The sequence below is a fragment of the Archangium sp. genome (assembly GCF_036388035.1).
GTDB lineage: Bacteria > Myxococcota > Myxococcia > Myxococcales > Myxococcaceae > Archangium.
The window spans coordinates 34,062-45,824 of sequence record NZ_DASVSO010000473.1; the positions used below are offsets into that span (position 1 = coordinate 34,062).

Sequence of the window (11,763 nt, forward strand, 5' to 3'; positions counted from 1 at the left end):
GGACTTCCTGTGAAGGGTGCTTGCTCCCCCGGTTGGAGTCGGGCCCGGAGCGTCGAGCAGGCGACGAATGGGTGCGCTCTCGCCGGTTGCCAGCATTGACCCGAAGGCTCAACTTGGGGGACTGCGGCTACCTCATGCGACACCGGGTGCCGCGGACCCCATCCGCTCATGCCCTGCGGGTGGAGATGGAGAGGGATGTGTCCGAGCAGCCTGGCTTGGAGAGTGCCCTCGACCAGCTGGCCATTCCCGTGCTGCGGGTCGAGGAGGGGACGGCGCGAGTGCTGTTCGCCAACACGGCGGCACGCATGCTGCCCTTCACCCTCGAGCCCCCGGCGGCCCCGGGCGCCGTGCTGGACGCGGAGGGCACCCCCCTTCCCGTGGAGCAGCACCCGGTGGAGCGGGCCGCTCGCGGTGAGCCGCTGGAGGGCGAGCTCGTCCGCTGGGCGGGCCCCGAGGGCAGCCGGGCCTTCGTGGTGCATGCCCGGATGGACCGCTCCCGCTCGCCGGGCGTGGCGACGCTGTCCTTCCAGGACGTGAGCGGGTGGCATCAGACGGAGGCGGACCTGCGGCGGGCGCTCGGGGCGCGCGACACCTTCCTGTCCGTCGCCTCGCACGAGCTGAAGACGCCCATCACCGTGCTCCAGCTCGTGCTGGAGCGGCTGCAACGCGGCGCCCACCGGGAGGTGTCCCTGTCCGGCGCCCAGCTCGTCGAGCGCCTGGAGCCCGCCCTGCGACAGGTGCGGCGGCTGGGCGTGCTGGTGCAGAACCTGCTCGACGTGAGCCGGGCCCGCAACAACCACTTCGAGCTGGAGTGCGAGCGTTTCGAGCTGGGCACCCTGGTGCGTGAGGTGTGCGAGCGCTTCTCCGAGCATGCCCGGCAGGCCGGCTCGGTGCTGGCGGTGGAGGACTGTCCGCCGGTGGAGGTGCACTGGGACCGGATGCGGGTGGAGCAGGCGCTCAGCAACCTCATCACCAACGCCATCAAGTACGGCGCGGGCGGGCCCATCTCGGTCCGGGCCGAGCCGCACGAGGGGGCGGTGTCCCTGCGGGTGGAGGACCGGGGCCCCGGTGTGGCCGAGGGGGACCGGGAGCGCATCTTCAACCCGTTCGAGCGGGCCGCCTCGGGTCACCGGGGAGAGAGCCTGGGGCTCGGGCTGTACATCGTCCGGGAGATTGCCCGTGCCCATGGCGGCACGGTGGGACTGACGGGGCGCGAGGGCGGAGGCTCCTGCTTCACGCTGCGCCTGCCGCGGGAGGCGGCGGAAGGAGGGTATGAGTGAGCCAGTGAAGGAGGAGGTGCGGGAGGCGCGGGTCCAGAGCGGCATTCCTCGCCTGGACTTCATCCTCAAGGGAGGCCTCAAGCCGGGCGGCACCTACGCGGTGATGGGGCCGCCGGGCAGTGGAAAGACCATCTTCGCCAACCAGCTCTGCTTCAACCACATCCAGAAGCAGGACGGGCGGTGCGTCTACATGACGCTGCTCGTCGAGACGCACGCGAAGATGCTGGCGCACCTCTCCTCGCTGCGCTTCTACAAGCAGGAGTACATCCCCGAGCGGCTCTACTACGTCAGCGGCTACCAGGAGGTGCGCGAGGAGGGCTTCACCGGCCTGCTCGAGCTCATCCGCCGCACGCTGCGCGAGCGCCGGGCCACCCTCTTCATCATCGACGGGATGGAGAGCGCGGAGCAGTTCGCCCCCAACCCCCAGGCCTACCGGGAGTTCATCCACTCGCTGCAGACCGCCGCCAGCCTGCTGGGCTGCACCACGCTGCTGCTCTCCAACGTGCGCGGGCGCACGCACATGGAGAATGCCCTGGTGGACGGGGTCATCGAGCTGTCCGACCAGCTCATCGGTCCCCGGGCGGTGCGCGAGCTCACGGTGCACAAGTTCCGCGGCAGCGACTACCTCCGGGGGCGCCACGAGGTGGAGATCACCGACGACGGAATCGTCATCCACCCGCGCACGGAGATTCAGTTCAGCAAGCCGCCCGAGCAGGCGCGCGAGCAGCGCCTCCGCATGGGCTTCGGTCTGAAGCGGCTGGACGAGATGCTCGCGGGGGGACTGCCCTCGGGCTCCACCGCCGCGCTGGTGGGGGCGCCGGGCACGGGCAAGACGCTGCTGGGGCTCTCCTTCCTGGTGGAGGGGGCACGCCAGGGCCAGCGGGGCACCTACTTCGGCTTCTACGAGCCGCCGCCCCGCCTCATCGAGAAGGCCGAGGAGGTGGGCATCCCCCTGGAGCGGTACGTGAAGGAGGGCAGCATCAAGCTGGAGTGGCAGCCGCCGCTCGAGCACTTCATGGACTCGCTGGCGGAGCAGCTCCTGGAGAAGCTGGGGCTCGACGAGAAGACGCAGGAGCGCCGGCGCCTGTTCATCGACGGAGCCGAGGGCTTCCGCGCGGCGGCGGTGTACCCGGACCGCATCCCCCGCTTCCTGTCGGCCCTCACCAACCAGCTGCGCATGCAGGACGTCACCACCGTCATCACCGACGAGCTGGAGCTCTTCACGCCCGAGGTGAACCTGCCCACCCCCGAGCTGGCCAACGTGGTGGAGACGGTGCTGGTGCTGCGCTACCTGGAGCTGCGCTCGCAGATGTACCGGCTGCTCTCCATCATGAAGATGCGCGAGAGCGCCTACGACACCTCGCTGCGCGAGTTTCGCATCACCCCCCAGGGCATCGACGTGGCCGACTCCTTCGCGAGCGCGGAGGCCATCCTCAGCGGCCACGGGCGCCTGCGCGGCGAGCACGGGAAGAAGGGCGAGGGGGCCCCGCGGGAGCCAGCGCGGAAGACGCGGAAGAAGGCGGGCCCGCGCACCGGGCGGACCGGCAAGGGCGGCGGGAGGAAGCGGTGAGGACCATCCTGGTCGTCGAGGACGAGTTCGACGTGCAGCAGGTCGTGGCGGACGTCCTGCGGGACGAGGGCTACACGGTGTCCGTCTGCGGCAACGGCCGGGAGGCCCTCGTGTCCCTGAGCAAGAGCCCGCCGGATGTCATCGTCATGGACGTGATGATGCCCCTGCTCTCCGGGCACCAGGTGCTCGAGGAGATGCAGAAGCGCCCCGGGCTGAAGGACGTGCCCGTCATCCTCATGAGCGAGACCTCGCCGCGTGCCTCGGAGCCTCGCCTCTGGCGGGCCTTCCTCAAGAAGCCCTTCCGGTTGGACCAGTTGCTGGACGCGGTGACGCGGGTCTCCGGCGTTTCGGGCAAGGACTGAGCGCCGTCACGCTGGCCTGTCGCGGGCGTCTCTACAGGGACAGGCGTTGCCAGGGAGAGCCGAGATGCGATTGAAGAGACTGAAGGCTGGCGACCGGGAGCTGGCGAAGGTGCTGTTTGCCCTGATGGCGGAGGTCTTCGAGGAAGACAGTGAGGAGCTGAGTGATGGCTATGTCGACCGGCTCCTCGGCCGAGAGGATTTCTGGGCGATTGCCGCGTTCGCTGACGAGGCCATCGTCGGAGGAATCACCGCCCATACCCTGCCCATGACGCGAACGGAGTCTTCGGAGATCTTCATCTACGACATCGCCGTGCGAAGCGATCATCAGCGAAAGGGTATTGGCCGCCGGCTGGTTGCCGAGCTTCGGGCCCAGGCGGCTGGCATGGGAATCCGGGAGCTGTTCGTCCCCGCTGATGACGAGGATGTCCACGCGCTCGATTTCTACCGCGCCCTCGGCGGGGAGGCCGCCCCGGTGACGATCTTCACGTTCACGGACGCTTCTGAAGACCGATAGGGCCGCCCTCGTCCACGCTCACTCCCGCGTGTGCCCTGAGGGCAGGGGGCACCCCATCTGGTATCACGGAGGAGTTCAAGTTCCAGGGCTTCAAACCGTCCGGTGTTCCAGTCGTCTCAGCGAGGTTGCCAGTTCACGGCGCAGCTGACCGGGCAGGGCGTGCACGTGTCCTCGTCGATGTAGCAAGACGTGCTGGTGCTGTACTGCCGAGGCTGGGCCGTGAAGACCTTGTTGGTGAGCGTGGGGGCCTCCTCCGAGCAGAAGAGGGAAGGGCCGCGCTCCGTATAGGTACAGGTCGCCAGGTCGAACCAGGCCGTCACGTTCGGATCGCTCGGGCTGACCCAATACCGGTCTCGCGACCAATCCTGGATGGGGAAACTGCGCAAGTGCGTGGGGTAGCTGGACACGCTGCACGGGCCGAGAGCCCACCAGCCGGCCATCTCGCACGGGTCGTTGCAGCGCAGCACCGCGCGGATTCGCACCTTGGCCGGCCGCATGTCGGCCCCCGGCTGGTGGATGACGGTGAACTCGAAGGCCGTGTCGGGCGCCTGCTGGCACCGCTCGGATTTGAATTGCAGGCCCAGCGCGGTGCCCGAGCCGGTCATGCGGATGTGCGCCACGGACGTGGCCGACTCCACGCTGACGGAGGCGGCGTCCACCGGCATCAGCCTCACCCGCTCCGGGACTGCCTCCAGGTCGATCGGCATGGGGAGCGGGTCGGACAAGTAGGCATTCACCCCCGCGAGTTTGTGGCGCATCTCCTGATACTCAGCCACGAGCGGCTCGAGCGCTGGAGACGTGCTCGTGAGGTCCGCGGCGCTCAGGTTCTTCAAGGGGAGCGAGAGGCTGACGTCCCGGGAGATGGCGTGCAGGAAGACGGGGGGCTGGCCCACCGCCGCCGCGCGCACCTCGCGCGTGGCGTCCGTCAGGCCCTCGAGCGGGAGCGAGTGCCCCTGGTCCTCCGTGGTGCTTCCCGTGCCGTCCTCAGCCTGGAAGAACTCGTTGTAGAGGGCCTTATAGTCCCTCTGCAGCGCGGGGAATTCTCTCGTAGCATAGCGGACGGTCACGGCGCCGGCGGCGAGGCAGAGCGGGGGGAGTTCCGCGCATACCACGGCGCCGCCGACGACGGTGGCGGCGATGATTCCGATGGACACCATCACCTTGGCCGAGCGCGTGAGGATTCTGCGCGTCGTGGCATACCAGTCGAAGCGCAGGGAGGAGTACGGCGCGACGTGGCTGCTGGCGAAGTCGTCGTCCAGCAGCCCGTTCGTGGCGAGCAACTGCGCCACCTGCGCTCGCGTCTCGGGAGAAGCCCTGCTGAGGTCCACCTGGAGCCGCTTGAGATAGACGTCCGCGAGTTCCGCCACGAGCTGCGTGTCCGCGGAGGCCCGCAGCACCTCCACCTCCGATGCGCTCTGGGCGAGGAACGCCTCGAGCTTCACCTCCGGAGCCTCGACCACCAGCGGCGCCGCGATGTCGAGTTCCAGCGGAGAGAATGCAGCGCCTCCCCCTTGCGTCACCTGCAACGAGTGCCTGCCCGCCGGCAGCGGCGGCACGATGAGGACGAGCTCGCGCTCGGTCTGGGCCACCAGCGTGACCGCCGCCTCCCCCAGCCGCCCCTCATAGCTGCCGCTCAGGCCACCCTCAGCCGCCTCGAGCGCGAGCAAACTCAGGGGCCGCACCAGCTCGCTGCCCACCTGCCGAAGCGCTCGCGGCCGGGCCCCGGCCGGCTCGGAGTGCGGCGGGTTGGGACGCTCGGGCCCTGACACATCGCAACCGGGACAGACGAACAGCACGAAGGCCAGCAGTAGGCTGGTCCACAAGACACGCATGAGGGTGGCTCCGCTCGGAGGATAGGTCTCGCGGAGGTGTTGCCGCCGCAGGCACGCACGAATCCTCTGAGCGGCGGCTCGTCGGTGTCAATCCCGCGAGACAGGCTCGCCCCGTCGCACGGCGAGCGCGCTGGCACTCCGCCGAAGGTGTCAGACGACTCGTAGGGCGCGAGGCGTCGGAACGAGTCCTTTGACACCTTGCCCAGCTCGGGTCAGGGCCGCGGCGTCACCCGCCACACGCGCTCGGCCTGCGCCGAGCCCCAGGTGAGCCGCAGCGTCGCCTCCCCGGGCGCGACGCCCTCCAGGCACAGGCCGTCCTTGAAGGCCCTGGGGCTGAACACCAGGGCGTCACCGCCGAGCGACACCCGTGGCCGCGCCGGGGGCCGCCCGAGGATCGCCACCCCGCCCTCGCCCAGCGGCACGGCGGCCTCCGCGCAGGCGCTCTGGCCCTGCACGACGGCCTCCGCCTTGAAGGCGCCAATCCCCAGGATGGCCGAGGCGTCCCGCACCTTGATGGTCAGGGTATTTGGAGCCAGGGGCGAGGACACGGTCAGCGTGTGCGGGCCGCGGCCCGTCGCCAGGGCATCGGGGTCACGCACACTGGAGAGGGCCCCCGGGTCATCGGTCTCGATGCGCAGGGGGCCGCTCCCATGGAGGGGCGTGCCGTTCTGCCGCTGGTAGCGCGCCGTCAGCGTGGCCTCCGAGCGGACGAACAGCTCCACCGGCGAGCCGGTCCTCGACGGGCCTCCGTCCGGGCGAAGGGTGTAGACCACGCGGTCCACCCGCCGGGCCTCGACGTCCAGCTCCCCCGTGTCATCCAGGTTGTCGGCGCGGAAGGCCAGCCCGTGCGTGCCCTCGGCCAGCGGCGTCACCGTCATCAGCACCTCCGAGCCCACGCAGCCCCGGTTCTCCAGCCCCAGCCCCGCGCTCCGCCTGGGAGGAAAGACGCTCCAGTCCCACGCGGGGTCCTGCTCGTAGGTGAGGTGCTGCGGCGGCCCCAGCGAGATGGGAATGGGCGTGGGGTTGAGGCCCAGCTGCAACGACAGCAGGAGCCGCGTCGTCAGGCCGACGCCCACGGGCGCCTCCTCGGCCACCACGCCCCCGTCCGTGGCGGCGGGGTCTCGGTGTTGGATGCGCCAGTCGGAGTCGATGTAGCAGTCCCCGTCCAGGTACCAGGGCGCCTCGCACCGTCCATCCGAGACGCTCCCCGGACAGGCGCCACCGGCCGGCACGGGCAGTGACAGCTCCACCCCTTCCTCGGAGACCACCGGCCCGATGACGGGGGGCACGCCTCCATCCGGGACGGCCCCGGTGAAGGGCCGCGTCACGCCCCGCCCGCCCACCCGCCGCGCGTCCACGTCACAGCTCCCGGCGCCCACCAGCTCGAACTTGAAGGCGCCGCTCCCGAGGCGGACCGGCATGGGCCCGGCGATCTCCACCCCCGACAGGAGCGGCGCGCACCCCTCTCCCGTCACGGTCACCACCGCCCGGTCGTCCGGGGCGTGGACGCAGACCGGGGTGCCCCCCACCGCGGCGCCCAGGATGATGGCGCGAGGCTGTGTCCCTCGCGCCGCCTCCTCCGTCAGCGTCAGGTCCAGGGCGTCCGGGGTGAAGACGAGGAACTGCGCGGAGCCGCCGCCCGCGAGCGTCCAGGCGTACATTCCAGGCTCGGTGGGAGCAATGGCCACGCCCTTGCCGTCCACCGGCTCCGTCAGCATGAAGCCCGGCGCTTCCACCAGGGAGAGGTCTCCTGTCGTCAGCCCCGTGTCACCGGCGTTCGCGTAGATGTCGAACTCGAAGCGGCTGCCCGCGGCGACGGGACGGGGGCGCTGGGAGAACCGGTCGGCGCACGGCAGCCCGAGTTCCGTCCGGGTGACCTCCAGCGCCTGGAGCCGGACCTCCACGGACTGGGCCTGGCCCCGCTCATCGACATACTCCACCGTGAGCGTCCCCCGCCCTGGGGCCTTCGCCCTCACGCGGATGAGCGCGGCCCCGGCCTCCACCCGCTGCTCTCCCAGCTCGAAGTCGTCGCCGGACAGGGAGGCCCGGGTCAGGCTCTCGAGGTCCCAGTCCGTGCAGAGCCGCACCGGGGGCGCGTTGATGCACTCGCCCACGGACACCGTCACCTCCGCGCCGACGGGGAGGGTGAAGACCTCGTCATCCTCCCCGGACGGCGAACGCAAGTCGTCATCACAGCCGAGGGCTGGCAGCACCATCACCAGCAGCAGGAGGACACAGGCGGGACGAAGCATGGACTGGGAGTGTACCCGAGCCCGCCCGTGCGTACCTGCCCAGTCCTTGCTAGGTACCGGGCTGCACGGAGATCTGCACGCGCCCGTAGTTGTCACCGACGGGCTTGTCGATGTTGCGCACCTGCAACGCGTTGCCCTCTCCCGTCAGCTCGTAGGTGTACTTGTGCTCGGCGTTGAAGGCATCCTGGGTGGTCGGGTGCTTCCAGGTCTTTCCCCCGTCCAGGCTCACCTCGATGAGGGCACTCTTCCGGGGAGCCGGCTCCGTGCTCTTGTCGAGCGAGGAGCCACTGGGCCACGCGAACATGAACTCGGGGTCGAGGCCCACCTGCTTGTTCTCTCCCTTCGCGCTCGGGAACATGGGCGTGGGCTCCGGCTTGCTAGACCTCTTGCCCTGGCCGGCGAAGCCAGACCACATGCTGTAGGTGCCCTGCAGCGTGAGGCGATACGGCTTGCCCTGCTCGAGCACCATCTTGGTGGTGATGGGGGTGTTGCTCTGGTTCTCGAGCCACAGCTGCTCCGCGGCGGCCTGCGTGCCGGGCACGCCGCTGTCGGGCACGCCGCTGTCGGGCACACCACTCGAGTCCTGGGAAATGACCCGGACGTCATCGATGAGCCCGCCCACCCCGTTCTTGACGCCGAGATCCTCGAAGCGCAGCTCGGTGCTGGCGCTGGTGGCGCTCACGCGGTAGGTGAAGCGTTTCCAGGTCGTGCCTTTGGTACCCGCGCCGTTCATGTCCAGCACGGCGAGCTGCTGGCCGTTCCAGTAGACGCCAATGCGGTTATCGGGGATGCCGGGCCGAGGCGAGAAGGAGAGGCTGAGCTCATAGACGCCGCCGGGGCGGGTGTTCAGGTCCTGCGCAATCGACGAGGGAGCGTTCGAGTCGAGTTCCACGTGCTGGGCGCCGTCCAGCGGGCTCCAGCCCACGTTGCCCGTCTGGATCTCGGGCCCGGGACCCGAGACGGTCCGCCAGCCGGGGATGGTTGGGCGCACGGCCCAGGGCTGACCGAGTTTGGGATCCTCGAAGCTGCCATTGACCACGATGGACTGCTGGGCGTGGGCGGCGGTGGCGCTGAACAGCAGGGCGGTAAGTAGAGGGGTTCTCATGATTCCTCACGCATTCGGGAGACTGGTTGGGTGGACAGGGCGCATTCCAAAGTCGCGGCGCACTGTTGCTGCTCATGTAATGCAACTGCTCGGCCACGCCAAGCGTGACCCGTGATGGCAGGAGAAGGTCCTCGTGAAGGGGCAATGAACGCGGTGTCAGCGAGCGACTGACACGTCATTGACGCGTTGTGATGTGTCACCGGAAGGGTGTCAGACAATTCATAGGGGCCCCAAGTGCCCGATACCCTCACCCCGTCCCTCCCGAAATGGGTAAGGTCGAAACTCGAACGGCGCCCGTGTCATCGGCTCTTGGATGAGAGGCAGCCCGTGCGTCCAGCCGGCGCCGCCAGAAATCCTCTCCCGCCCACCGTTGCTCCAGGGAGTAGTGGGCCTGGCGCGCGGACAGGTAGCGGCTGAATTCCTCCGCTTGTTGCCGCGCGTACTCCTCCAGCGCGCCGCTGTGTCCTCCCAGGGCAGCACACAAGGCCCGCGCCGCCGCGCGCCCGGTGCGCAGCGCCTTGAGGATGCCGCTCGAGGAGAGCGGATCCCACATCGCCGCGGCGTCCCCCACCGCCACCCAGCCCTCTCCCGCCGCGTGCTCCAGGCGGCTCGTCTCGCAGCGGCGCACATGCAGCCGCGTCACCGCCTCGAGCCCGCCCACCCGCTCGCGCAGGTGCCGGGTCGAGGAGAAGAGCGCGCTCCATCCCGCCGGCCGCAAGGCGTCGTGGCGCTGGAGCACATCCACGTCGCTCAGGAGCGTGAGGATGAGGTGGCCCCCGGGCAGCGGCGCGGCGTACCACCAGCCCCGTGGCGTGGCCTCCACCACCAGGTGCTGCTCCGGGAACCCGGGCGGCCTGTCGATGACCCCGGACACGCTGCACAGCGCATCCCAGTCGCGCCGCCGCACGCCCTGCCGCCGCGCTACCTGGGCCGAGCGCCCGGTCGCATCCACCAGGGCCTCGCAGCGCAGCTCCGCGGGGCCCCGGGGCGTGCGGACCCGCACCCGCCACCCGTGCCCCTCGCGCTCCAGGTGGGTGACGCAGGTGTCCCGCCACAGCGGCACCTGGAGTGACTGGGCATGGCGGGCCAGCAGCGCGTCCAGGTGCCGGCGCTCCACATGCCAGCCACTCCCATAGGGATTGGCGAGGAAGGAGTGGTGGTGGGGCCGCTCCGAGCCCCAGGTGGCTTCCAGGCCATGCGACTCCAGGAAGCCCTCCGGCTCCAACGGCTCGGGTGCCAGCAATTGCCGCAGCTCGGCCCAGGCCACCGGGGAGAGGGTCTCCCCGGGGCGCCAGGCCGAGTAGTCCGTGCGCTCCAGGACGCGGACGGAGACCCCCGCCCTCACCAGCGTGAGGGCGGCACTCAGGCCCGCCACGCCGCCTCCCACCACCACGACGCCATGGGTCGCAGTGGAGTCCATCGGGTCCGCGGGGCTGGAGGTGGGAGGAGTCTTCATGGGGGGGCCGGGCCTGGGCGATCGCCTTCTGCGCGGGGGCAACCGCGGTCGGAGCGCGCTCCTTCTCGATGTAGGCACCGCCCTCGTTGATGACGAAGCCGAGCTGCGACCAGTTGCGGAAGGGCGCCGCGTACAGCTCGGGCCGGCGCACCATCCAGCTGCAGTCGATGCCAGGGAAGAAGGGGCCGCCCACGGCGTTCTCCAGCGCGGCCCGGTCGAGCCCCTCGGCGGTGAGGGTCGGGTCGATGGCGTGGGCCTTCGTCGCGTCCCAGTCCTCCTCGAACGCCCCTTCGGCCCAGCGCTTGATCAGCGCGAACTGCACCCGCGTGAGGGTCATGAAATAGCCCGGCTTCATCCCCGCGTCGGGCGCTTCGTCCGAGTAGAGGTCGCCAAACCCCTTGGGCATCAGCAGGGGCTCGAGGGCGGTGCTGAAGGGGTTGCGCAGGTAGTTGAAGATGGTCCTGCGCAGACGCTGGCCCTTGACCGAGGCCACCGTGCCGAGCTCCTGCTCCACACCCGCGAAGGTGGCATGGAAGGACTTGGAGGCCTCGGGGTTGTGGACGTGGCGGTGCCCCAGGGCGCGCTCGAGGATGGGGAACACCTCCAGCCGGCCAATCTCACGCTTGTCGGGAGCGACGCTGAAGTTGACGATCTTGGGCGCGAAGAAGCGGGAGACGAGGATCTCCTCGCTCGCACCGGCCCTCTGCACCACGACGGTCCACTGGGCGCTGGCCTGGCTCCTGGGGTCGGCGGCATTGATCGTGACCGTGTCGGCAACCGTGGCGGTGGGCGAGCAACCGTTGTACTGGCCCGTGTCCGCCTTGAGGCCGATCTTGCCATTGCCCGCGTCCACCACCTCGAAGATGGCGGCGGCCGCGGTGCCCACGTTGGTGACGTGGACGGTCACGGTGTCCGGCAGGGGGGCGACACGGGGGTCTGGCAGCCCTTGCAGCGGGCGAGGAACAAGCCCGTGTCCGCCTTGAGCGCGACCTTGCTGCCCACGGGCAGCGCCTGCGCGACGGTCGCCCTCCCCGCCATCAACGCCTCGGGCGCCGCGAACGCGACGTCCGCGGGGGTGAGCTCCTTGGACCCGAGGTAGCTCAACAGGTCCTTGGTGGTCGCCTGCTTCTCGATGGTCGCGGGCGTGAGGAAGCCCAGCTTCCTGGAGAGCTCCTTGTAGTACGCGGATGCTTCCTCCGGACTTCCATTGTTGAGGGCGCTGGCCTGGGGCGTGGAGGGGAGGGACTGCGCCAGGCCGGGCCGCGCCTGCAAGGTCAGCAGAAGGCCAAAGGCAAACAAGGAGCCTCGGCGGAGGAACGACGATGGGCGTTTGAACGGTTTCATGTCGTGGTAGGTGGCTGGGGCGGACAGGCGCATTCCCAAGTCGCGGCG

Annotated in this window: 9 protein-coding genes and 1 pseudogene; 4 read left to right on the plus strand and 6 right to left on the minus strand. The window is 69.9% G+C overall.

Going from position 1 to position 11,763, the window contains the following annotated elements:
- Positions 1 to 197: 197 nt before the first annotated feature.
- The 4 genes from VF697_RS19220 to VF697_RS19235 all read left to right on the plus strand — a co-directional run bounded on the left by VF697_RS19220 (position 198) and on the right by VF697_RS19235 (position 3,726).
- Positions 198 to 1,280 (plus strand): HAMP domain-containing sensor histidine kinase, encoded by a 1,083-nt coding sequence (locus tag VF697_RS19220; protein ID WP_331097062.1) that lies wholly within the window; start codon positions 198 to 200, stop codon positions 1,278 to 1,280.
- Positions 1,273 to 2,850, plus strand: a complete 1,578-nt coding sequence (locus VF697_RS19225; protein WP_331097064.1) for an ATPase domain-containing protein — start codon at positions 1,273 to 1,275, stop codon at positions 2,848 to 2,850. Before VF697_RS19220 ends, VF697_RS19225 begins: the two co-directional genes overlap by 8 nt.
- A complete protein-coding gene (locus VF697_RS19230; protein WP_331097066.1) occupies positions 2,847 to 3,212 on the plus strand; it encodes a response regulator in 366 nt (121 codons plus the stop codon). The genes VF697_RS19225 and VF697_RS19230 overlap by 4 nt, the downstream gene beginning before the upstream one ends.
- Positions 3,213 to 3,276: 64 nt before the next feature.
- The gene (locus VF697_RS19235; protein WP_331097068.1) at positions 3,277 to 3,726 is read left to right on the plus strand and encodes a GNAT family N-acetyltransferase; all 450 of its coding nucleotides are present in this window, start codon (positions 3,277 to 3,279) and stop codon (positions 3,724 to 3,726) included.
- A 116-nt stretch (positions 3,727 to 3,842) separates the two neighbouring features.
- Here the strand turns inward: VF697_RS19235 and VF697_RS19240 are convergent, their stop codons facing one another.
- The 6 genes and pseudogenes from VF697_RS19240 to VF697_RS19260 form a co-directional block, all read right to left on the minus strand.
- Entirely contained in the window at positions 3,843 to 5,558 is a 1,716-nt protein-coding gene (locus tag VF697_RS19240; protein WP_331097070.1) for a hypothetical protein, read from the minus strand.
- A gap of 212 nt (positions 5,559 to 5,770) precedes the next feature.
- Complete coding sequence (locus VF697_RS19245; RefSeq protein ID WP_331097071.1) at positions 5,771 to 7,810, minus strand: hypothetical protein; 2,040 nt, start codon at positions 7,808 to 7,810, stop codon at positions 5,771 to 5,773.
- Between the two features lie 49 nt (positions 7,811 to 7,859).
- Positions 7,860 to 8,915: a DUF642 domain-containing protein gene (locus VF697_RS19250; protein ID WP_331097073.1), complete on the minus strand. Its 1,056-nt coding sequence runs from the start codon at positions 8,913 to 8,915 to the stop codon at positions 7,860 to 7,862.
- 247 nt (positions 8,916 to 9,162) lie between these two features.
- On the minus strand, positions 9,163 to 10,371 hold the full coding sequence (locus VF697_RS19255; protein ID WP_331097075.1) for an NAD(P)/FAD-dependent oxidoreductase: 1,209 nt from the start codon (positions 10,369 to 10,371) through the stop codon (positions 9,163 to 9,165).
- A gap of 124 nt (positions 10,372 to 10,495) precedes the next feature.
- Positions 10,496 to 10,777, minus strand: a pseudogene (locus tag VF697_RS43525) (LodA/GoxA family CTQ-dependent oxidase); the annotation flags it as partial.
- Between the two features lie 497 nt (positions 10,778 to 11,274).
- The coding region (locus VF697_RS19260) for a hypothetical protein (protein WP_331097077.1) at positions 11,275 to 11,763 on the minus strand (489 nt) is incomplete at its 5' end.